Origin of the sequence: Streptomyces sp. NPDC048248 (genome assembly GCF_043201875.1) — a bacterium.
Classification (GTDB): domain Bacteria; phylum Actinomycetota; class Actinomycetes; order Streptomycetales; family Streptomycetaceae; genus Streptomyces.
This window is the reverse complement of the sequence record NZ_JBICZL010000010.1, coordinates 68555-91599: the sequence shown is the minus strand read 5'-3', so window position 1 is coordinate 91599 and position 23045 is coordinate 68555. Positions and strand designations below refer to the sequence as shown.

Below are 23045 nucleotides of genomic sequence, written 5' to 3'. Positions count from 1 at the left end.
CGGCCGATAACGGCACGGCCCGAAGGTGGTATAGGCGGTCTATAGCCGCGCTCCGCATGGTGGTCATTACCGTTCACCACTGTGCGGGAGCCAGTGCGCAAGGGGTTATTCCAACGGCCGGCTGGCGCCAATTTCTCGAAGATGGGCGAGCGATGGAGCCGAGAATGGTCGAGAGGGACGCGGTGCGGCTGCCTTTGTCCGCCGGTCAGCAGGGGGTGTGGTTCGCCCATCAACTGGATGCGTCCGGGCAGAAGTACAACTGCGCGGAGTACATCCGGATCGAGGGCCGGGTCGATGTCGCGCTGCTGCGTGCCGCCTGGCGGGCTCTGCGTGCCGAGGCCGAGATCGTCCGCATCAAGTCCGTGGTCCAGGACGACGGTTTGTGGCAGGTCCTCGATCCCGACCACGCGGTTGACCTGCCGTTGGTCGACTTCACCACCGCGGCCGACCCCGAGGGCGACGCGGGCCGCTGGATGCGGGCGGACGTCCGCCGTCCGCTCGACCTCGCCCGCGGCCCGGTGTCCGCCTACGCCCTGCTGAAGGTGAACGCCACCTGTTTCCTGTTCTACTACCGAATACATCATGTGGTGGTGGACGGTTACGGAGTTCATCTGCTGGGCCGGCGTCTCGCGGAAATCTATTCGGCACTGGCACGTGGGGAGCGCGAAGTCGAGCCGGCCTTCGGCCCATTGACGACACTGCTCGACGAGGAAACCGCCTATCGCTCCTCTCCGGATTACGCCAGGGACCGCGCGTACTGGCTGGAGCGTTTCCGGGACCTGCCGGAAGCTCTTCGCGTGCCCGGCAGGACCGGTGCGGCACAGGCCCTGCCCGAGGAGGAGCTGCGGCTGCGCCGGAGCGGTCCGCTGCCCGCGCAGGACATCGAGCTGCTGCGCAAGGCCGCAGCTTCGACCGGCACCACCTGGCAGATCCTCCTCATGACCGCGGTCGCGGCCTACATCCACCGGGTGACCGGCCAACGGGACGTGATCGTCGGGTTGCCGGTGACGGGACGCCGCAGCGTCAAGGCGCGGGCCGTACCCGGCATGGTGACCAACAGCGTGCCGGTCCGGGTGGACGTCGCCCCCGGAGCCACGCTCGCCCGGCTGGTGCCTCTGGTGACCGAGGAGGTCCACCGGGCACTCAGGCACGAGCGGTTCCGGCTGGAGGACCTGCAGCGCGAGCTCGGGCTGGACGGCGGTGCGGGGGCGCTCCTGGGGCCCATCGTCAACTTCATGCCGTACGGCGGGCCGCTGCGCTTCGGTGAACTGAGCGCAACCAGCCACAACTTGGCCTCGGGCCCGACACTCGACCTGTTCGTCACGCTCCGCCCGGACGCCGAGGGCGCCGCGATGTCGCTGGTGATGGACGGCAACCCCGAGCTGCACGACGCGGTCAGTCTCGAAGGCCACCGGGAGCGGCTGACCGCGTTCCTCCGCGCCGTCGCCGAGGCCCCGGAGCTCCCCTTCACCGGCGTCGAGGTGCTCGGCCCGGCCGAGCGGCAGGAGCTCCTGGTGACGCGCAACGCCACGGCGCTGCCGCGGCCGGGCGGAACCGTTCCCGAGCTGTTCCGCACGACCGCCGCCCGGATGCCGGAGCGCATCGCGCTCGTGCACGAAGGCAGCACGCTCACTTACGGCGAACTGGACGCGCAGTCGGACGCGCTCGCCCGGGACCTGGCCGGCAGGGGGGTGGGGCCCGAGGACTTCGTGGCGCTCGCTCTCCCCCGCTCGCCCGCCCTCGTCGTCGCGATGCTCGCGACCCTCAAGGCGGGCGCCGCCTTCGTCCCCGTGGACGCGTCCTATCCGGCCGAACGCATCACGTACACCTTGCGGGACGCGGCCCCCCGGTGCGTGCTCACCACCGCGGCCGTGGAGCCACGGCTGCCCGCCGGGATCCCCCGGATCCTCCTCGACGGGGATCCGGGTCCCGGCGTCCTTCCCGGCGCTCCCCGGCCCGCCGCCCCCGACCCCGGGCACCCTGCCTACGTCATCTACACCTCCGGCTCCACCGGATCCCCGAAGGGTGTGGTGGTACCGCACCGTGGCCTGCGGAACTTCGTCGACGACCGCATCGCCCGCTACGGGCTCGACGCCGGGAGCCGGGTGCTGCAGCTCGTCTCGCCCAGCTTCGACGTGGCGATGGGCGACATCTGGCCGACGCTGCTGGCCGGGGCACGTCTGGTGCTCGCCCCCGCGGGACAGACCGCGACCGGCGACACGCTGGCCGGGCTGCTGCGGGCGGAGCGCGTCACCCATGCGGCGATCCCCCCGGTGTTCCTCACCCGGCTGCCGTCGGAGGAACTGCCCGACCTGCGGGTGCTGATCACCGGTGGCGAGCCCATGGCGCCGGAGACACTGCGGCGCTGGTCCCGCGGCCGCACGATGTACAACGAGTACGGAGTCACCGAGGCGACCGTCACCAGCACCGTGAGCGCACCGCTCACCCCCGACGGGGCGCCGGCGATCGGCCGCCCCGTCGCCAACTCCCGGGTGTACGTGCTGGACGAGGCGATGACACCGGTGCTGCCCGGCGCGGTGGGCGAGCTGTACCTCGCGGGTGACGGGCTCGCGCGCGGCTATCTGCGCCGTGCGCCGCTCACGGCCGAGCGGTTCGTGCCGTGCCCGTTCGGCGGGTCCGGCTCGCGGATGTACCGCACCGGCGACCTCGTACGGTGGCGGGGCGACGGTCAGCTGGAGTACGTCGAGCGCGCCGACAACCAGGTCAAGGTCCGCGGCTTCCGGATCGAACCGGGCGAGATCGAGGCGGCGTTGGCGCGGCACGACTCCGTCAAGGGGGCGATCGCCGTGGTGCGGGAGGACCGGCCGGGCCGCAAACAGCTGGTCGCCTATGTGCTGCCCGCGCCCGGCACGCTGCCGGACCCGGACGAGCTGCGGCGGTTCGCGGCCCGTTCGCTGCCGGACCACATGGTTCCGGCGGCGGTGGTGCTGCTGGACTCCCTGCCCGTCACCCCGAACGGCAAGGTGGACCGACGGGCACTGCCCGCACCGGACTTCTCCGCCGCCGCCGAGCGGCCGGCGCGCGATGTCCTGGAGGAGACGCTGTGCGGCCTGTTCGCCGAAGTGCTGGGCGTGGACCGGATCGGCGTGGCGGACTCGTTCTTCGACCGGGGCGGGGACAGCGTCTCCGTGCTGCAGCTGGTCACCCGGGCCCACGAGGCGGGGCTCGGCATCGAGCTCGGCGAGGTGTTCCGGCATCCGACCGTCGCCCAACTGGCGCCCCTCGCACGGCAGTCGGACAGCATCTGCACGTCGGCCGAGGACGCGGGCGCGGGCGTCGGGCCGGTAGCGGTGACCCCGGCCTTCGCCCGGCTGACCGAACACGCCCCGCCCGGCGCCGCAGGACACGAGTCGGTGCTGCTCCGGCTCCCGGCCGGGGCGGTCTTCGCGGACGTCCGCGAAGCCGTCCGGGCCGTGGTGGACCACCACGACGCACTGCGGCTGCGGGTGTCCGCGTCCACCACGGAGGGGTGGCAGGCCCGGACGCTGCCCCCGGCCACCTTCGCCGCGCAGGACCTGGTCACCCGGGTCGCCGACATCGAGGACGCGGTCGAGGCCGGGATGGCCGTCGCGGTGCGCCGGCTCTCGCCGGGCGACGGGCGGATGGTGCATGCGGTGTACCTGGACGCGGGTCCAGGCCGCGTGGCCCGGCTGCTCGTCGTGGTGCACCGGCTCGCCGTGGACGCCGCCTCATGGCGGATTCTGCTGGCGGATCTCGCCACGGCCTGGGCGGACGTGGCGGCCGGCCGGCCGGTGGCGCTCGCCCCGGCCGGCACCTCACTGCGGACCTGGGCCGGGAGGCTGGCCACCGCGGCATCCGCACGCACCGACGAGACGGCCGCCTGGGCCGGGATCCTGGGCGCCCCCGCCGCCGACGGCCCGGCCCCCGGCCGCGCCCGGGGCCTTCGGCTGACCCTGCCCGCCGAGGAGTTCGCGCCCGTGCTGACGACGCTCCCGCAGCTGTACCGTGCCGACGCGGGCGACGTCCTGGTCACCGCCCTGGCGCTGGCGTACGCGCGCTGGACGGACCGTCCGGACCGGGGGGCCGGTCCGGACGTCCTGCTGGAGGTGGAGCGCGCGGGCCGCACCGGGGCCGCACCGCACACCGGAGTGCTGCGCACCGTAGGGCACTTCGCCGACACCGCCCCGGTACGGCTCGATCCGGGCCCGGTCTCCTGGGAGGAGGTGTGCGCGGGAGCTGCCCCGCTCGGCCGGGCGCTCCAGCGGGTCAAGGAACAGCTGCGGGCACTGCCCGGCGACGGCACGGGATTCGGTCTGCTGCGCCGACTGCATCCGGAGGCGGCCGCCGAGCTGGCGCACCGGCGTGCACCGGCGCTCGCGTTCCGCGACCGTGGTCTGCTGCCGGTGGCCGGCGCGGACGGCACCGGGGACTGGCTGCCCAGCGGCGAAGCGGAGAGCTTCCACTTCGCCGGGCCCCGCACCGGCGGCCCGCACGACCTGGACGGCGAGGCCGAGTACGGCGTCGAGTTCACCGTGGTCGGGTGCGCCGGGGTGGCCGGGCCCGCGCTGAACGTGGCCGTCGTCTGGGACGGCGAGCGGCACTCGGACGCCGCGGTGAAGGAACTGACCGAGCTGTGGCGGGCCGCGCTGAGCGGCCTCGTGGCCCACAGCCGCACGGCCGGCGCCGGCGGACTGACTCCCAGCGACCTTCCGCTGGTCGCACTGGGTCAGGAGGAGATCGACACGCTGGCCGCCGCGTTCCCCGGCATGTCCGACGTACTGCCGCTGGCACCCCTGCAGGAGGGCCTGCTCTTCCACAGCATCCTGGCCCGCGACGGGGTCGACGCCTATGCGGCGCAGCTGCGCTTCGACCTGGCCGGACCCTTGGACCCGTCGGCGTTGCGTGCGGCGGCCACCACGCTGCTCGCCCGGCACAGCGGGCTGCGGGCCGCCTTCCGGCACGAGGGGACGGCGGAGCCCGTGCAGATCATCTGCGACGCGGTCGCCCTCCCCTGGACCCAGCTCGACGTGTCCGGTCTGCCGGAGGCGGAGCGGGAGGCCGAGGCGCTGCGGCTGGCTGCCGCGGAGCGCGGGCGCCGCTTCGACATGGCGGCCCCGCCGCTGCTCAGGTTCCTGGTGCTGAAGCTGGCCGAGGGCCGTCACCAGGTACTGCTGACGGCGCATCACATTCTTTGGGACGGCTGGTCGACGGCGATTTTGATCCGTGAGCTGTTCGCGCTCTACGCACGCGGTGGCGACGGCACGGGGCTGCCGCCCGTCACCTCGCACCGCGCCTACCCGGCCTGGCTGGCCGCCCGGGAACGCACGCCCGCCCGGCTCGCCTGGAGCGAGGCGCTCAAGGGGCTGGCCGGGCCCACCTACGTCGCCCCGGACGCGTCGGGACCGGCCAAGGAGCAGCAGGCCCGACTGGAACACGAGCTGGACGAGGAGCTGACCGACGCGCTCGGCGCGCGTGTCCGCGCCCACGGCCTCACCCTGAACACCGCGGTGCAGGGCGCCTGGGGCCTGATGCTGGCTCAGGTGACGGGCAGCGACGACGTCCTGTTCGGAGTCTCGGTCGCCGGGCGCCCGCCGGAACTGCCGGGCGTGGAGGCGATCGTCGGCCTGCTGACCAACACGATCCCGGTCAGGCTGCGGCTACGGGCGGGAGAACCGCTGATGGCGACGCTGGCGCGGCTCCAGGAGGAGCAGACCGCCCTGCTGCCCCACCACCATCTGGCGCTGGGCGACATCCAGCGCCAGGCGTCGGGCGCGGCGGGCGGGTCCGACCTCGGTTACCGTGGCGGCGCGCTCTTCGACACCGCCCTGACCTTCGTGAACTACTCCTTCGACATCGCCGACGTGGCGGCGGCGGGCGGGCTGCGGGTGGCGGACTTCGACGTCGTGGACGGTACCCACTACCCGCTGCGGCTGGCCGCCGTGCCCGGCCGCACCCTCACCCTGCGGATCGGCTACCGGACCGATGCCTTCTCCCGGGCGGAGGCCGGACGCCTGCTCAAGCGGCTGGTACGGACGCTCGAAGCGGTGGCCGGCCGCACCTGACCAGCGGGCCCGCTCTTCCGGTCGCGGCACGACCCACACAACAACCAAGGAGGCGAGGCGGCCTTGCGCACGCCCGAGGTATTCATCAAGGGGCTCGGAGTCTTCCTGCCCGGCACAGTCACCGTCGAGGACGCCGTCGCGCAGGGTCGCTACCCCGAGTTCGAGGCCGAGCTGCACGAGCTGGCGGGGGCCGCCGTGGCCGGTGAGGTCCCGGCACCCGAGATGGCGCTGCGCGCGGCGCAGGAGGCGTACAAGCGGGCCGGGCACCGCCCCGAGGACACCGATCTGCTGCTGTACGCCGACTCCTGGCACCAGGGCCCCGACGGGTGGCAGCCGCAGTACTACCTGCAACGGCAGCTCGTCGGCAACGACGTGCTCGCCGTCGAGGTCCGGCAGGGCTGCAACGGCATGTTCGCCGCGCTCCAACTGGGGGCCGGGTATCTGCGTGGCCGCCCGGACGGCGCGGACGCCTCGGGTGCGCGGCCGTCCACCGCGCTGCTGGTCGCGGCGGACAACTTCGGGACGCCGATGATGGACCGCTGGCGGATGGGCCCGGGCTATGTGGCCGGGGACGCCGCCGGCGCGGTCGTGCTCACCACCGAGCCGTCCTTCGCCCAGCTCCTTTCGGTGGGGTCGGCCGCCGTCTCGGAGGCCGAGCAGATGCACCGGGGCACCGAGCCGCTGTTCCCACCCGGCCCCACCGTCGGGCGACCCCTGGACTTCCGGGCCCGCAACGCCGAGTACAAGCAGGCGGCGCTCGCCGACGGCACCGGTACCGGAGCCCTGGTCAGGGTCCACGGCATGACCCTGGAACTGGTGCAGCGGACCTTGGACGAGGCCGGCCTCACGCTGGACGACGTCACCCGCGTCGCGTACATGAACTACTCCCGGGAGATCGTCGAGCAGCGCTGCATGGCCGCGCTCGGCCTGCCGATGGAGAAGTCGACCTGGGACTTCGGCCGGACCGTGGGCCACCTCGGCGCCAGCGACCAGATCATCTCCCTCGATCACCTCCTGACGGCCGGCGAACTCCGCCCCGGTGATCACCTGTTGATGCTCGGCGTCGGCCCGGGCGTCACCCTCTCCAGCGCGGTCGTGCGGATCCTGCACCCCGCTCCGTGGTGCAGTTGACAAGGCAAGGAGACCAAGTCGTGCCTACTGTTGAACCCATCGCCGTGATCGGAGCCGGTTGCCGGCTGGCCGGCGACGCGGACTCCCCGGCCGCCTTCTGGGACCTGCTGCTCTCCGGCCGCGACGGCATCGGCGAGATGCCGCAGGACCGGTGGGAGAGCTACCGGGACCTCGGGCCCGAGCACGGCGCCGCGGTGCGCCGCGCCGACATACCCGGCGGCTTCCTCAAGGACATCGAGGGATTCGACTCCGCGTTCTTCGGACTCACGCCTCGCGAGGCCGAGTTGATGGACCCGCAGCAGCGGCTGCTGCTCGAAGTGGTCTGGGAGGCGCTGGAGCACGCGGGCATTCCCCCGCAGAGCCTGGCGGGCGGTGACACCGGCGTCTTCGTCGGTGTCGGGTCGGACGACTACGGCCGCCGGCTGCTCGAGGACCTGCCCGGCATCGAGGCATGGACGGGAATCGGCAGCGCCCTGTGCGCGGCCGCCAACCGCATCTCGTATGCCCTCGACCTGCACGGCCCGAGCATGGCGGTCGACACCGCCTGCTCCGCCTCGCTGGTCGCAACCCATCTGGCCTGCCAGTCCCTGCGTGCCGGGGAGAGCGAGGTCGCGCTGGTCGGCGGAGTCAACCTCATCATCTCCCCCGGGCTCTCGCTGACCCTGGAGTCCGCCGGCGCCACCGCACCCGACGGCCGCTGCAAACCGTTCGACGCCTCCGCCAACGGCTACGGCCGCGGGGAGGGCGGCGCGGTCCTCGTCCTCAAGCGGCTGTCCGATGCCGTGCGGGACGGGGACCGGGTGCTGGCCGTCGTCCGTGGCAGCCACGTCAGCCAGGACGGCCGTACCAACGGCATCATGGCGCCCAGCGGTGCGGCGCAGCAGCAGCTGCTGGAGGAGACCCTGCGCCGCTCCGGCATCCCGGCACGATCCGTCGACTATGTCGAGGCGCACGGAACCGGCACCCGGCTCGGCGACCCGCTCGAAGCGGGGGCGCTCGGTGCCGTGTACGGCACGGGCCGGCCCGCGGACGAGCCGGTCCTGGTCGGCTCGGTGAAGCCCAACATCGGTCACCTGGAGGCCGGTGCGGGTGTCGCCAGCCTGCTCAAGGCCGTACTGGCCCTGTCCCACGGTGAGATCCCGCCGAGCCTGAACTACACCGAGGGCAACCCGGCGATCGACTGGGGCGGCAACGGACTGCGGGTCGTCACCGAGCGCACTCCCTGGCCCGAGCGCGGCCGTCCGCGCCGCGCCGGTGTATCCGGCTTCGGCTACGGCGGCACCATCGCGCACGTCCTGCTGGAACAGGCACCCGAACCCGCCGCACCGGCCGCCGCTGCCGCCGGTGCCCGCGAGGACAGCGCCCTGCTCTTCCCGCACTCCGCCCGGTCCCGGGACGCCCTGCGGCAGTCCGCTGGCGAGCTCGCCGAGTGGCTGACGGGCTCGGGGAAGGACGTCCCGCTGGCCTCGGTGGGCCACACCCTCGCGCTGCGCCGCTCGCATCTGGAACACCGGGCCGCGATCGTGGCGAGCGGCCGGGAGGACCTCGCGGCCAAGCTGCGGATCATCGCCGACGGCGAGCAGTCCAGGGAGGCGGTCAGCGGATCGGCACCGGCCGCCGGCGGCAAGGGGCTGGTGTGGGTGTTCTCCGGGCACGGCTCCCAGTGGTCCGGCATGGGCCGTGAACTGCTGGCGAGCGAGCCCGCGTTCGCCGAGGCCCTTGACGCGCTCGAACCCGTCTTCCTGGAGGAGATCGGGTTCTCGCCCCGCCAGGTCCTGACCGACGGCGACTTCGAGACCGTCGACCGCATCCAGACCATGATCTTCGCGGTGCAGATCGGGCTGGCCGCCGTCTGGCGCTCCTACGGTCTCACCCCGGATGCCGTGATCGGCCACTCCGTCGGCGAGATCGCCGCAGCCGTGACCGCCGGCGCGCTGTCGCACTCGGACGGTGCCCGGCTGATCTGCCGCCGTTCGAAGCTGCTGCGCCGGGTTGCCGGGCAGGGCGCGATGGCCATGGCGAGCCTGTCCCTGGAGGAGACCACCGAGCGGCTCGCCGGCCGCACCGGCGTGGTGGCGGCCATCTCGGCCTCCCCCGGCTCCACCGTGGTCTCCGGCGACATTCCGGCGATCGACGCGCTCGTCGAGGAGTGGCAGGCCGAGGGCGTGCAGCTGCGACGGGTGGCGTCCGATGTCGCCTTCCACAGTCCGCAAATGGACCCGCTGCTCCGCGAACTCGCCGCCGCCGCGGCGGATCTGAGCCCGGGCGAGCAACTGATCCCGATGTACTCGACCGCTCTGGAGGACCCGCGCGGCACCCCGTGCGCCGACGGCGCCTACTGGGCGGCCAACCTCCGCAACACCGTACGGCTGGCGGCGGCGACCCGGGCCGCGGGCGAGGACGGCTACCGCGCGTTCCTGGAGGTCTCCGCGCACCCGGTGGTGGCCCACTCGCTCGGGGAGACGCTGGCGGAGGAGGGCATCGAGGACGCGTTCGTCGGCTCCACCCTGCGCCGCAACCAGTCCGAGCGCATCTCCCTGCTGACGGCGGTCGCCGCCGCGCACACCAGTGGCATCGGCTTCGACTGGGCCCGCCTCCAGCCGGCCGGCGAGCTGGTCACCCTGCCCCAGGTCGCCTGGCAGCGACAGCCGCACTGGCGGGAGACGTCCTTCCCCGGTGCCGGCCAGGGGCTCTCGCACGACGTGGACTCCCATGCCCTGCTCGGGGCACCGGTGTCGGTCTCCGGCCGGGGGATCACGCTGTGGCGCACGCTGTTGGAGGACGCGAACCGCCCCTACCCCGGCAGCCACACCATCAACGGCACCGAGATCGTCCCGGCCGCCGTCCTCATCAACACCTTCCTGTCCGCGACCGGCGAAGCCGAGGCCTCGCGGACCCTGCGCGAAGTCGCGCTGCGGCTGCCCCTGACGGTCTCCGAACGGCGCGAGCTCCAGGTCGTGCACGACGACAACGGGCTGCACCTCTCCTCGCGGCCCGCCGAGGGCGACGGCGCATGGCTCACCCACACCACGGCCACGGCCGGGGCGGGGCGGGAGACCGCGACGCCGCTGGGCGTACTGCCCGCCCTGCCGGGCGGGACGGCCGGGGCCGATCCCGGCGAAGTCCAGCGGCACCTGGCCTCCGTCGGCGTGCCCACCATGGGCTTCTCCTGGACGATCGACGAACTGCTGCGCGCCGAGGGCGCTCTGCACGCGCGGGTCCGGGCCGAGCAGCCCGCACACTCCCCGGCGACCTGGGCGCCGATCCTCGACGCCGCACTGTCCATCGCCCCTTCCGCCTTTCCCGGGCCGGCGGCGCTGCGCATGGTGGCGGGGCTCGCCGAGGTGCGCGTCGAGGGCGAACCGCCGGCCGAAGCCGGCATCCGGGTCAGCCATGACCCGGGGACCGACACGGTGGAGGTCCTCGTCGCCGCGGCGGACGGCACGGTGCTGGCCGCGCTGCGGGGCGTGCGCTACGCGTCGATCGGCAAGGACACCCTGGCCGCCGCCCGTCCCGAGGATCTGGTGCACGAGCTGGTGTGGCGGCCGCTGGAGGCGGTGCCGTCGGCCACGGCCGAACGTCCGGTCAGGGACGTCGTGCTGATCGGCGCCACCGACAGCCCGGTGGCCGACGCCCTGCGCGAGCGGCTCACCGCGGCGGGCGCGGAGTTCCGGGTCTGCAAGGCCCCCGCTGAGCTGGACGGGCTGCCCGGGCTGGACGGGTCCACGGATGTGCTGGTGCTGCCGCCGCTGCCCGTGGGCGGCGACGGCGTGCCGGACGCGGCGGCCCGCCACGCCTGGCTGCTGCTCGAGACGGCGCAGCGGCTGGCCGCGGTGGACACCGTACGGTTCCCCCGGCTGTGGTGCCTCACCACCGGCGTGCGGGAGAGCCGGGACGCCCCGCAGCTCACGCACGCCGCCTTGTGGGGCCTGGGCCGGGTCGTCGCGGGCGAACACGGCGAGCTGTGGGGCGGCATCGTCGATCTGCCGGCCGGTGCGCCCGCGGCGGCGGCCGGACCGCTGCTGGAGGTGCTGGGGGCGGCTCCGCAGGAGGACGTGGTCTCGATCCGGGACGGTGTCGCCACCGCAGCGCGGCTGGTCCGCACCGAGCGGGAGGCGGTCCGGGAGCCGGTGGCCTGCCGGGCCGACGGCACCTATCTGATCACCGGCGGCCTGGGTGTCCTGGGGCTGGAGGTCGCCCACTGGCTGGCCGAACGGGGCGCCCGTCGCCTGGTCCTGGTCGGGCGGCGGGCCCTGCCGCCGCGCGCCGCATGGGACACCGTCACGGATCCTTCGGTGCGCGGGCACATCGCCGGTGTCCGGGCGCTTGAGGCGCTCGGGGTGACCGTCCGGACGGTGGCACTGGACATCGCCGACGCGGCGGGGGCCGCCCGGCTGCTGACGGCCGACGCGCTCGGGCTGCCGCCGATCCGGGGCATCGTGCACGCCGCCGGTGTGCTGGACAACCGGATGGTCCCGGACGTCGACGAGGCGTCGCTGCGCGAGGTGATGCGGCCCAAGGCGGAGGGCGCCTGGGTGCTGCACGAGCTGTTCCCCGTCGGCAGCCTCGACTTCTTCGTGCTGTTCTCCTCCTGCGGCCAGTTGCTCGGGCTGTCGGGCCAGGCGACGTACGGATCGGCCAACGCCTTCCTGGACGCTCTGGCGCTGCACCGCAACGCGGCGGCCACGGCGGCAGGTTCGGCGGGCGACACCACGAGCCTCGCCTGGACCTCGTGGCGCGGACAGGGCATGGCGGTCAACGAGGTCGTCGACCTGGAGCTGCGGGAGCGGGGGGTCGGCGACATCTCCGTCCCGGAGGCCTTCGGCGCCTGGGACCATGCGGCGCGGCGCGGCGCCGGGTACTTCCCGGTGCTGCGGACCCTCGCGCCGGAGGCGGGCACCGAACGACTGCCGCTGCTGCGCGAACTCGGCACCGCCGCGACCGCCGCGGCCGGGGACGTGCGGCCGGACGGCGAATCCTTCGCCGGGCTGCCCCCCGAGGAGCTGCGGGAGCGCCTGCTGACGGAGGTCGCCACGCAGATCGCCGGCGAGATGCGGTTGCCCATCGCCTCCCTGGACACCCGCCGTTCGCTGGTGGAGCAGGGTCTCGACTCGGTGATGACGATCGTCATCCGCAAGCGGCTGGAGAAGCGCTTCGGGCACAAGCTGCCCGCCACGCTGCTGTGGCACCAGCCGACGGTGGCCGCGATCGGCGAGCACCTCGCAGGACTGCTGTCCGCCGCTGAACCGGCGCCCGCCGGGTAACTCCGCTCCCCCGCAACACAAAAAGCCGCCCCTCTCTCCGGCCGGAGAGAGGGGCGGCTTTCCGTCTGCCCGGGCGCGGGCCGGCCTCAGCTCCAGATGCCGCACTCGTGGATGAACTGGTCGGCCAGCAGGGTGCCCTGGGTGTCGCGCACCTCGACGCGGTAGGTCCAGCCCGACCACTTGATCTTGGGCGTGCTCCAGCGGCCGTCGGCCTTCACGACCAGTGTGTGGGTCGGAGGGGTGCCGAAGTCTCCGTAATGGGTGACGACTATCGTCCTGCCGGGCTCGAAGCCACTGCCCGACGCCTGCGCGGTGTACAGGTCGCAGTCGAGGTAACCGCCGACCTCCATTGCCGCGGGGGCGGTCACCGAGGCGGCCGCGGTCACCGGGGCGGCGGACGCCGGGGCGGCGAGCAGGCCGGAGAATGCGAGGGTGGCGGTGGCCGCGGCGACCAGCGACGCCGTCCTCTTGGATCCACGCATGGAACAACTCCTCCAGTGAAGGTGCGCGATGAACGGGAACGGCCCCGAGCCTAGTAATCCGTAAGGGAGTTACGAAGCCTCGCCTGCCCATTTCACTGGACACTTAATGAGGTATCCACCTTCCCTCTCCGCGCTTAGTCTCCAGTCCGTTCGTACTACGCGGAGTCAATGATCAGGGGGGTTCGCATGGTGAAGCGAATTGTCATCGTCGGGGGCGGCACGGCGGGGTGGATGACCGCGTCGTACATGAAAGCCGCATTCGGCGACCGCGTCGACATCACGCTGGTCGAATCTGGTCAGGTCGGCACGGTCGGAGTGGGCGAGGCGACCTTCAGCGACATCCGGCACTTCTTCGAGTTCCTGGGACTCAAGGAGAAGGACTGGATGCCGGCCTGCAACGCCACCTACAAGCTTGCCGTGCGATTCGAGAATTGGCGGGAGAAGGGCCACTACTTCTACCACCCGTTCGAGCAGCTGCGGTCGGTCAACGGCTTCCCGCTCACCGACTGGTGGCTGCAGGAGAAGCCGACCGACCGTTTCGACAAGGACTGTTTCGTGATGGCCTCGGTCATCGACGCCGGACTCAGCCCGCGGCAGCTCGACGGCACGCTGATCGACCAGCCCTTCGACGAGGGCGCGGACGAGATGCAGGGCCTGACGATGTCCGAGCACCAGGGCAAGACCCAGTTCCCTTACGCCTATCACTTCGAGGCCGCCCTGCTGGCGAAGTACCTCACCACGTATGCCGTGGACCGCGGCGTGCGGCACATCGTGGACGACGTGAACAAGGTCGACCTCGACGACCGCGGCTGGATCACCACGGTGCGGACCGCCGAGCACGGCGACCTCACCGGTGACCTCTTCATCGACTGCACGGGCTTTCGGGGAGTCCTGCTCAACCAGGCCCTGGAGGAGCCGTTCCTCTCGTACCAGGACACCCTGCCCAACGACAGCGCGGTCGCCCTCCAGGTCCCGATGGACATGGAGAAGCGCGGCATCCGCCCCTGCACCACCGCCACCGCCCAGGACGCCGGGTGGATCTGGACGATCCCGCTGATGGGCCGGGTCGGCACCGGCTACGTCTACGCCAAGGACTACCTGTCGCCGGAGGAGGCGGAGCGTACGCTGCGTGCGTTCGTCGGGCCGGCCGCGGCGGACGCCGAGGCCAACCACATCAGGATGCGCATCGGCCGCAGCCGTAACTCATGGGTCAAGAACTGCGTGGCCATCGGCCTGGCCAGCGGCTTCGTGGAGCCGCTGGAGTCGACCGGCATCTTCTTCATCCACCACGCCATCGAGCAGCTGGTGAAGAACTTCCCCGGCAGCGACTGGGACCCCACCCACCGCGACCGCTACAACGACGGCGTCGCCCACGTCATGGACGGGGTCCGGGAGTTCCTCGTGCTGCACTACGCGGGCGCCAAGCGGGCCGACACCCGGTACTGGCGGGACACCAAGACCCGTCCGCTGCCCGAAGGACTCGCCGAGCGTCTGGAGAAGTGGAAGACCCAACTGCCCGACAGCGAGACGGTCTACCCCTACTACCACGGGCTGCCGGCCTACTCGTACATGTGCGTCCTGCTCGGCACCGGCGGTATCGAGCTCAAGCCGTCGCCCGCGCTGCGGCTCTCCGACGCGAGCGCCGCGCACCGCGAGTTCGCGGCCATCCGTGAGAAGACCCAGGCGCTCATCAAGACCCTCCCCAAGGCGTACGAGTACTTCAACTCGATGCGCTGAGGCTGCGGACGATGACCGAACCGGCCATCCGGACGCAGCCATCGGCTCCGCACGCCACGGCGAGCGCCGAGGAGTTCCGGGCGATGATGAGCGGGTTCCCTTCGGGGGTCACCGTCGTCACCGCCCACGACGGCGACGCCGCGCCCCGGGGCATGACCTGCTCCTCGGTGTGCAGCGTCTCGCTGGAGCCGCCCGTGCTGCTGGTCTGTCTGCGGTACGGCAGCCCGACCCTGGACGCGGTCCTGACCTCCGGGGCGTTCGCGGTGAACCTGCTGCACGCGGGGGCCCGCCGGACCGCGGAGCTGTTCGCATCCGGCCATCAGCGGCGCTTCGACCTGGTGCCCTGGGAGTCGGGTACTCCGGCGGCGGGACCGCACCTGGTGGCGGACGCGCACACCGCCGCCGACTGCGCTGTGCTCCTGACCCAGCGGGTCGGCGACCACATGACGGTCTACGGGCGGGCCCGGCGGGTGACCGGGCTCGCGGACCGGCTCCCCCTCCTTTACGGGCTGCGGCAGTTCCGCGGCTGGCCGGAGGCCTGAGGGGCGCCCTTCACAGCGCGGCGTGCGCGGCGGAGCTCCCGGCGGGGTCCGCCGCGTGCGGCACGTCGCGGAGCCGGCCGCCGAGCAGTGCCATGCCCAGCGGCGTGACCGTGTGCAGCACGTGGTTGCGGACCCGCCGCGACGTGATCAGGCCGGACTTCCGCAGGATGGTGGTGTGCTGACTGGCACCGGCCGACGAGATCCCCAGCCGGGCGGCGAGCTGTCCGGTGGTGCAGGAGGCCGTCAGGGCGCGCAGTGCCGCCGCCCGGGTCTGCCCGACGAGCGCGCTGAGCGCCTGGGAGCTGCCGGGGGAGCCGTCCCACAGGTCGGCGGCCAGGGCGGCGACCGGCAGGGCGAAGACGAGCGCGGCCATGCCGGTCGCCCGCTCGCAGGCGACGACGCGGACGGCCCGCACGGGCAGGAACACCGAGGGGCAGAGCAGCAGACCCCGTCCGTCGAGCCGGATGTCGCGGTCGGGGCCGTCCTGGATCTCCAGGACCGGCCCACGCCACACGACCTTGGGGTGCAGCGTGAGCAGCAGCTGCTCCACTCCCCCGGCCACGACGATCCGGCCACGCGCCTCGCACTCGGCGTCCAGCCGGTCCTGGATGCGCTCCCAGTACGGGGCGACGCCGGCCCGCCAGATGTCCAGGGCCAGCCGCGAGGCGTCCGCACGGGGGCGCCCGGAGGCCGCGCCGCCGCCCGGCGGGGCCGCTCGCTCCAGCAGGAACAGCAGGTCGTAGGGGGTGGCGACGGTGTGCCGCGACCGGTCCTGCGGTTGCCGGAAAGGTGGCTGCCGGGAACCGGTCCGCTGCGCCAGCCGGCCCTGGACCTCAAGTCGCCAGCGCGCGTGGTCCGCCCGCCCGGCTCCGGCCAGTGCACCGAGCGCGAGAGCACCCTCGGCCAGGGGGCCGAGAGTGCTCTGCAACCGGGTGCGGGCCAGGTCGGAGGCGGTGAAGTGGATTCGCTGCATGTGCCTGCCCGCTCCCGCGGCCGGACGAATCAGAAACTCGGCGCCGAGGCCGGTGCCTTGAGGGTCCCCAGGTACGGGTGCCACAGGTGGTCCGGGTTGTTCTCCACCTCGGCCACCACCTCGCGCATGGCCTTGAGGGCCTTGGGCTCCTCGCCGTCGTACACATCGCCCTGAAGCATCTTCAGCACGTCGATGCGGTACCGCGGGTCCTGGACGAAGGCGGTGAACAACACGTTGAGGCGGTAGTAGATCGAGATGAACTCGTACCAGTACTTCACCGCGTTGCGCAGCTTGGTCTCGTACGTCTCGAAACGCTTCTTGTCGTAGTCGCCGGCCCCGTGCGCGGCGATGATGTCCTGCGCGGCGATGCGGGCGCTGTTGAGCGCGACGCTCACCCCGCTGGAGAAGATCGGGTCGACGAACCTGGCCGCGTCGCCGATCAGGACGAACCGGTCGCCGCAGATCTGCTGCATGGCGTAGCTGTAGTCGCCCTCGGCCTTGAACTCCCGTACCCGCTCGGCCTTCTTCAGGGCGGCGTGCAGTTCGGGCCGGCTGGAGACGAAGTCCCAGAAGAACTCCTCCCGGTCGCCGGCCGACGCGGCGAAGCGCTTCTTCTGCGTCACCACCCCGATGCTGGTGATCTTGTCGGTGATCGGGATCTGCCACACCCAGGTGTCCTTGATGGGCAGGAAGTGCACGAAGATGTGGTCGATCTGGTCGGCGTGACGGGCGATCTCCGCACGGTCCAGGCCCTCGAACCAGGTGTGGACGGCGTACTGGTCGAACACCGGGTCGGCGACCTTCACCTTGAACTGGCGGCCGAGCAGCGTCTGTCGGCCGGAGGCGTCGACCACCATGCCCGCGGTGAAGTCGATCTCCTGAGAGGCGAGCCGGACGGTGAGCCGGACCAGATCGGGGTCGGTGAAGTCGGTCCGCAGGACCCGGACACCGTTGAAGACCGTGGCGCCCTGCTCGTCGGCGTGCCGCAGCAGGATCGAGTCGAACCGGCCGCGGTCCACGTGGAAGGTGTAGTCGCGGTCGACACCGGGCTGGTTGCGCTCCGTGAACGCGACCTCGGCCGTCCAGCCGTGGCTGAGGCCGCTGTAGCCCAGCGTCGGGATGTCGCGGGACTCCGCGGACGTCCACGAGGCGCCGTACTTCCTGGGGAAGTCCGCCTCGTCGATCTTGTCCAGGACGCCTATCTCGTGCAGTACCGGGGTGGTTGCCGGGACCAGGGACTCGCCGACGTGGGGGCGGGGGAAGATCTCGCTCTCGAAGACGGCGACGGAGAGCCCGGCCCGCGCCAGATAGGAGGCCGTGGCGGAACCCGCGGGACCGCCGCCGATGACCGCGACATCGAAATCAGGCTTCATGCGCTCTTCTCCTCCAGCTCGGATTCCGTCGAAAGCTCGTGCAGCATGCCCGCGATGGTCCTGACGTCCTTGAAATGGTGGGCGTCGATCTTCGCCGGCGAGACGTACAGATGCAGTTCGTCGCGAATGTGCCCCAGCAGGAGCGCGACCCGCAGCGAGTCCAGGATTCCCGACTCCATGAGCGGAGTGGTGTCGGTGAGTTCCTCCTGCTGTTCGCTCGGGAGAAATTCTTCCCCGATGAACGTGACGAGTGCGGCGGCGTATTCCTCTTCGGTCATCGTGTGCGCTCTCCAGGTATGGAAGGGGTTATGCGGAATTACCGTTCGGACGGGCGCTGTTCGTCCAGCTCCAGCGCCCGCGACAGCAGTTCGGTCTCCGACATCAGACCGATCTCGGCTCGTACCGCCGCCTCCACCACCTCGGCGAGTTCGGCTACGGTGCCGCCCTCGAACACGGCCCGGGTGGGGAATTCGATTTCGAATGCGTCCTGTATCTGCGCGATCAGCCGGATCGCGAGGATCGAATTGCCGCCGCTGCGGAAGAAGTGGCTGTGCGCACCGGCCGGGACGCCGAGGAGCTCCTCGAAGATCTCCGCGATCCGCTCCTCGACGACACCGCGTGGGCCGACCGTCTCGTCCGCGCCCCGCTCGGCGGGCCGGGGCAACGCGGCCCGGTCGACCTTGCCGTTCGCGTTCAGCGGGATGGCCTCGACCGGGGTGAAGGTGGCCGGGACCATGTAGGCGGGCAACCGCTCGGCGCAGTGCGCCGTCAGGGCATCATGGACCGCAGGCGTCGCCGGCGTCCCGGGCGCCGGCACCCAGTAGGCGGCCGGGCTCGCGGTGCCGTTGGCGTCCTGCACGGTGACGACCACCGCGTCGTGCACGGCGGGGTGGTCGTCGAGCACCGCCTTGATCTCACCGGTCTCCACCCGGTAGCCGCGGATCTTCACCTGGCCGTCGCGCCTGCCGAGGAAGTCGACGCTGCCGTCGGGCAGCAGCCGCACCTGGTCGCCGGTCCGGTAGAGCCGCGCGCCGGCCGCGCCGTAGGGGTCCGGGAGGAAGCACTCGGCGGTCAGGCCGGGACGGCTGCCGTAGCCGCGGGCGACGCCGGGCCCACCGACGTACAGCTCACCGGCCACGCCGACGGGTACCGGGCGCATCAGGTCGTCCAGCACCCGCATCGTCACGCCGGGCAACGGCCGTCCGATGGGCACCGATTCGCCGTGCACCGGGGCGCTCACCGGGAAGGTGCAGGTGCCGACGGACGCCTCGGTGGGCCCGTACTCGTTGATCAGCCGGCCGGGCCCCAGTGCGCGGGCCCACCGGTCGGCCTGACGGACCGGCAGCGCCTCACCGGCGACCACGATCACCTGGGCCAGCTCCGCCCGCTCCGCCGCGTCGACCTGCTGGGCCAGGATCTCCAGATGCCCGGGCGTCAGCTTGAGGAAGGACAACGGCGCGGCGGACCTGAGCCGTTCGCCCAGCTCCGTGAGGTCCAGGTCCTGCGGCAGCAGATGTACGGGCTGCCCGGCGAGCAGCGGTGCCCAGACATTGGGCACGACCAGGTCGAAGGCGACGGACGAGAAGACCGCGCCGCCCGCGCCGCCCCTGCCGTGCGACGCCAGTTCCTCGACCGCCCAGCGGACATGGTGGGCCAGCCCGCGGTGGGTGATCTGCACACCCTTGGGGCGTCCGGTGGAGCCCGAGGTGTAGATGATGTACGCCAGCAGGTCCAGGTCACGGCCGTGGCGCGGGTCCAGGTGTGCCGGGTGGTCCAGGGGTGTGCCGGGCCGGGCCGCGATCGCCGCCGCCTGGTCCGCGTCGTCGAGGGCCAGCAGCGGCCCGTCGAAGACCTCGGCCAGCCGCGCGCCGTACGCGGTGGTGGTGACCAGCGCGCGGGCACCTGCGTCGGCCAGGACCGCGCCGACGCGGTCGGCGGGGAAGGCAGGGTCGAGCGGCACGAAGGCGGCGCCGGCCCGCCACACCGCGAGGAGCGCGGCCGGCAGGTCAACCGAGCGGTCGAGCAGCACGCCGACCACCGACTCCGGGCCCACTCCGAGCGCACGCAGATGGCGGGCCAGGCGGTTCGACCGCTGGTCCAGCTCCGCGAAGGTCGCCGTCGCCGGGCCGGTGACCAGGGCGGTCGCCCCGGGGACGGCCGCGGCCCGCCGCGCTAACAGCGCCGGCACGGAGGACGTCACCTCGGGGGCGGGCCGGTGGCTCCACCGCTCCAGGTCACTCCGTTCACTCCCGGAGAGCAAGTCCAGTGCGTCCAGGCGCCGTTGCGGGTCGGTGGCGGCCGCGGCCAGCAGGTGCTGGAAGTGGCCGGCCATCCTCTCGACCGTGGCGTGGTCGAAGAGCGCGGTGGCGTATTCCAGCGCGCCGATCACGCTGCCGTCGGGCTGCTTGCGCATGTACAGGGTGAGGTCGGTCTTCGCGATCGTCGACACGTCCGCCACGGCATCCAGGTCGGCGGCGTCGGCCGCCGAGCCGGTGAGTTCGACGTCGTGGTAGTCGAACGCCACCTGGTAGAGGGGGGTGCGCGACAGGTCGCGCTCGGGGGCAAGCTCGGCCACCAACTCCTCGAAGGGCAGCTCCTGGTGCCCGAACGCCTCCTTGCACACGTCCCGTACCCGCGCCAGGGCCTCGGTGAAGGCGAGCGACCCGCCCAGCCGGCAGCGCAGGACCAGGTTGTTGAGGAAGAAGCCGACGATGCCCTCGATCTCGGGGCGCTCCCGCCCCGCCACCGGGGTGCCGATCACCACGTCCCACTGGGCGGTGTACCGGGCGAGCAGGGTGGTGAACGCGGTGAGCAGCGCCATGAACGGGGTCGCGTCGGCACGTCGTCCGAGTGCGGTGACCGCGTCGGCGATCGGAGCGGGCACGGTGAAGGTGACGATCGCCCCCTGCGCGTCCCGGGCGGGCGGCCTGGGCCGGTCCCCGCGCAGGGCCAGCGGCGCGGCCCCGTCGAGCACCGTCTTCCAGTGGGCGAGTTCCCGTGCGACGACCTGGTCGGTGAGGCGTTCTCGCTGCCACACCGCGTAGTCGGCGTACTGCACGGGCAGGCGGGGCAGTTCGGGGGCGCGGCCCTCGCGCAGCGCGTCGAGGAGGGCGTGGAATTCGTTGCGCAGGACGGTCGCCGACCAGCCGTCGCCCACGATGTGGTGCATCAGCAGCACCAGGGTGTGGTCGCGGTCCGGTTCGCTGTCGGGGTCGCTGATGAGCAGGGCGCGGGCCACCGGACCGTGGGCGAGATCGAAGCCGAGCCCTGCGTCCTGTTCGACGACGGCCCCGATCCGCTCACGCGGGGCGGTCACCGTCCGCAGTTCCATCGGGCCCGGCGGGTCGATGAGCTGAACCGGCTCGCCCGAATCGCCTTCCTCGGCCACGAAGCGGGTACGCAGCCCCTCGTGCCGGGCCTTGAGCGCGTCCAGGGCTGCCTGGACCAGGCCGGTGTCGTCCTTGGCGGGGACCCGGAGGAACAGCCCGGTCACCCATTCGCGGCTGCCCGGGTCGATGCGTTCCAGCAGCCACAGCCGGCGCTGGCCGAAGGAGAGCGGCAGCGGGCCGGTGCGCGGCACCGGGCGGACGGCGGGCACCGGGTCGCTCCCGGGCGCGGCGTCGGCCGTGAGGAGCCGGGCCTGGGCTGCGGGGGTGGTCGCGAGCAGCAGCCGGGGCAGTTCGATGTCCTGGCCGGTGGCGGCGCGCAACCGGTTGGCGAGGCGCGTCAGTTGGAGCGAGGTGCCGCCGAGCCGGAAGAAGTCGTCGTGCACGCCGATGGCGTCGGTCCCGAACAGTTCGCGCCACAGCCCGGTGATCACCTGCTCGGCGTCCGTGCCGGGGGCGGCGTCCGGGGTGCCGCCCTGCTCGGGGGTGGGCAGGGCCGCCCGGTCCAGCTTGCCGCTCGGTGTCTTCGGGAAGGTCTTCGTCGCCACGTACACGGAGGGCAGATGGCTCTCCGGCAGCCGCCCGGCGAGGAACTGCCGCAGCTCCGCGGCATCCGGGGCGTGGGCGGGGTCGCGGTGGCGTACGTGGGCCGCCAGCCGGGTGGAGCCGTCGGCGGTCGAGAAGGAGGTGACGGCGCACTCGGCGACGCGGGGGTGGGCGGCGAGGGCGGCCTCGACCTCGCCGGGCTCGATCCGCACCCCGTTGATCTTCACCTGGTGGTCGGTGCGCCCGAGGTACTCCAGACTGCCGTCGGCGCGCTGCCGTACGAGGTCGCCGGTCCGGTACAGCCGGGCGCCGGCCGGCCCGTGCGGGTCGGGGAGGAACCGCTCGGCCGTGAGGTCCGGGCGGCCAAGGTAGCCCTGCGCCAGGCCGATGCCGCCGATGTACAACTCGCCCGTGGCGCCCGCCTCCACGGCCCGGCCGGCGGCGTCGGCGACGACCAGGCGCATCCCGTCGACGGGCATGCCCACCGCCACCGGCCCGGAGCGCTGCACGGGGTCGAAGAGGTGACCGGCGACCTCGTTGGAGCACTCGGTGGGGCCGTAGGTGTTCCACACCTCGACCTCGTCCTCGATGTCGCGGTTGTCCTCCACCCGCTTCAGGAAGCGCTGGACCAGTTCGGCGTGCAGTTGCTCGCCGCCCGACGACAGGATCCGCAGCGTGCGGCAGTCCTCCCACCCCGGCTCGTCGACCAGCATCCGCAGCACGGAGGGGACAACCTGCAGCACCGTGACGCGGTGGCGGCCGACCGACGTCACCAGCAGGGCGGGGTCGCGCTCCGCGCCGGCCGGGGCCATCACCACGGTGCCGCCGCTGACCAGCGGCGCGTAGATCTCCCAGCCGGCCGCGTCGAAGGTGAGCGGCGTCTTGTGCAGGACCCGGTCGGCGGGGCCCAGTTCGTGGGTACGTGCACGCCAGCCCACCTGGTTGGCGAGGCCCGCATGGGTGACCACCACGCCCTTGGGGCGGCCGGTCGAGCCGGAGGTGTACAGCACGTAGGCGGGGTGCAGACCGGTCACCGGGACGGCCGGGCGGGTGTCGGGCAGGCCGTCGAGGACGGTCAGCGCGGGGTCCAGGGTGACGGTGCGCGGCCCGGTCGCGCCGGTCCGCTCCGCGAGCTCCGCCTCGGTCACCACCACGGTGGCTCCGGTGTCCGCCAGCACGGCGGCGGTGCGGGCCCGCGGGTGGCCGGGGTCGAGCGGCACGTACGGCGCGCCGGTCTTCCACACCGCGAGCAGCGCGACGGCGAGGTGCACCCCCCGGTGCAGACGGACGCCGACCGGTGCGTGCGGGCCGGCACCGACCCGGAGCAGCAGGTGCGCCAGCCGGTTGGCGCCGCGGTCCAGTTCGCCGTAGGTCAGTTCACGCTCGCCGTCGACGACGGCGAGGGCATCGGCGCAGGACCCGGCGCGGCGGGCGATGAGTTCGTGGAGCGGCGCTGCCGCCGACGGATCTGACGCTGTCATCGATTCTCCCCAATGGGTCGGCAGTTACCGGTTCCGGCCCGCTGCGGGCCCGGCCGCGGCGGCATCCCCACGGCCTGCCATGCGCA

10 protein-coding genes are annotated in these 23045 nt (G+C 72.8%); 5 read left to right on the top strand and 5 right to left on the bottom strand.

Translation table 11 applies throughout. The annotated features are described in order from the left end of the window. The first annotated feature begins 164 nt into the window (after window positions 1–164). The 3 genes from ACGFZW_RS22505 to ACGFZW_RS22495 all read left to right on the top strand — a co-directional run bounded on the left by ACGFZW_RS22505 (window position 165) and on the right by ACGFZW_RS22495 (window position 12439). Window positions 165–6044, top strand: a complete 5880-nt coding sequence (locus tag ACGFZW_RS22505; protein ID WP_393894967.1) for an amino acid adenylation domain-containing protein — start codon at window positions 165–167, stop codon at window positions 6042–6044. A 63-nt stretch (window positions 6045–6107) separates the two neighbouring features. After that, a complete protein-coding gene (locus ACGFZW_RS22500) occupies window positions 6108–7175 on the top strand; it encodes a ketoacyl-ACP synthase III family protein (RefSeq protein ID WP_393894966.1) in 1068 nt (355 codons plus the stop codon). 20 nt (window positions 7176–7195) lie between these two features. Further along, window positions 7196–12439 carry a type I polyketide synthase gene (locus tag ACGFZW_RS22495; RefSeq protein ID WP_393894965.1) on the top strand — a complete coding sequence of 1748 codons (5244 nt, stop codon included), beginning with the start codon at window positions 7196–7198 and terminating at the stop codon, window positions 12437–12439. An 86-nt stretch (window positions 12440–12525) separates the two neighbouring features. Here the strand turns inward: ACGFZW_RS22495 and ACGFZW_RS22490 are convergent, their stop codons facing one another. Continuing rightward, on the bottom strand, window positions 12526–12921 hold the full coding sequence (locus ACGFZW_RS22490) for a hypothetical protein (RefSeq protein ID WP_393894964.1): 396 nt from the start codon (window positions 12919–12921) through the stop codon (window positions 12526–12528). A 186-nt stretch (window positions 12922–13107) separates the two neighbouring features. On the opposite strand from ACGFZW_RS22490, the gene ACGFZW_RS22485 reads away from it, so the two are divergent. Both ACGFZW_RS22485 and ACGFZW_RS22480 read left to right on the top strand, forming a co-directional pair. Beyond that, window positions 13108–14658, top strand: a complete 1551-nt coding sequence (locus tag ACGFZW_RS22485; protein WP_393894963.1) for a tryptophan halogenase family protein — start codon at window positions 13108–13110, stop codon at window positions 14656–14658. Between the two features lie 11 nt (window positions 14659–14669). After that, window positions 14670–15200, top strand: a complete 531-nt coding sequence (locus tag ACGFZW_RS22480; RefSeq protein ID WP_393894962.1) for a flavin reductase family protein — start codon at window positions 14670–14672, stop codon at window positions 15198–15200. A gap of 10 nt (window positions 15201–15210) precedes the next feature. Here the strand turns inward: ACGFZW_RS22480 and ACGFZW_RS22475 are convergent, their stop codons facing one another. The 4 genes from ACGFZW_RS22475 to ACGFZW_RS22460 are packed head-to-tail and all read right to left on the bottom strand — an operon-like array spanning window position 15211 to window position 22959. Then, a complete protein-coding gene (locus ACGFZW_RS22475; RefSeq protein ID WP_393894961.1) occupies window positions 15211–16173 on the bottom strand; it encodes an ArsR/SmtB family transcription factor in 963 nt (320 codons plus the stop codon). Window positions 16174–16202: 29 nt separating this feature from the next. Then, window positions 16203–17546 (bottom strand): NAD(P)/FAD-dependent oxidoreductase, encoded by a 1344-nt coding sequence (locus tag ACGFZW_RS22470; protein ID WP_393894960.1) that lies wholly within the window; start codon window positions 17544–17546, stop codon window positions 16203–16205. Continuing rightward, window positions 17543–17824, bottom strand: coding sequence for a phosphopantetheine-binding protein (locus ACGFZW_RS22465; protein WP_393894959.1), 282 nt, complete (start codon window positions 17822–17824; stop codon window positions 17543–17545). Before ACGFZW_RS22465 ends, ACGFZW_RS22470 begins: the two co-directional genes overlap by 4 nt. A gap of 38 nt (window positions 17825–17862) precedes the next feature. After that, a complete protein-coding gene (locus ACGFZW_RS22460) occupies window positions 17863–22959 on the bottom strand; it encodes an amino acid adenylation domain-containing protein (RefSeq protein WP_393894958.1) in 5097 nt (1698 codons plus the stop codon). Window positions 22960–23045 lie beyond the last annotated feature (86 nt).

Excerpts from the sequence above, each read along its gene's own strand:
- ACGFZW_RS22505 (WP_393894967.1), top strand. The coding sequence starts at position 165 with ATGGTCGAGAGGGACGCGGTGCGGCTGCCTTTGTCCGCCGGTCAGCAG.
- ACGFZW_RS22490 (WP_393894964.1), bottom strand. The coding sequence starts at position 12,921 with ATGCGTGGATCCAAGAGGACGGCGTCGCTGGTCGCCGCGGCCACCGCC.
- ACGFZW_RS22485 (WP_393894963.1), top strand. The coding sequence starts at position 13,108 with ATGGTGAAGCGAATTGTCATCGTCGGGGGCGGCACGGCGGGGTGGATG.
- ACGFZW_RS22480 (WP_393894962.1), top strand. The coding sequence starts at position 14,670 with ATGACCGAACCGGCCATCCGGACGCAGCCATCGGCTCCGCACGCCACG.
- ACGFZW_RS22475 (WP_393894961.1), bottom strand. The coding sequence starts at position 16,173 with ATGCAGCGAATCCACTTCACCGCCTCCGACCTGGCCCGCACCCGGTTG.
- ACGFZW_RS22470 (WP_393894960.1), bottom strand. The coding sequence starts at position 17,546 with ATGAAGCCTGATTTCGATGTCGCGGTCATCGGCGGCGGTCCCGCGGGT.
- ACGFZW_RS22465 (WP_393894959.1), bottom strand. The coding sequence starts at position 17,824 with ATGACCGAAGAGGAATACGCCGCCGCACTCGTCACGTTCATCGGGGAA.
- ACGFZW_RS22460 (WP_393894958.1), bottom strand. The coding sequence starts at position 22,959 with ATGACAGCGTCAGATCCGTCGGCGGCAGCGCCGCTCCACGAACTCATC.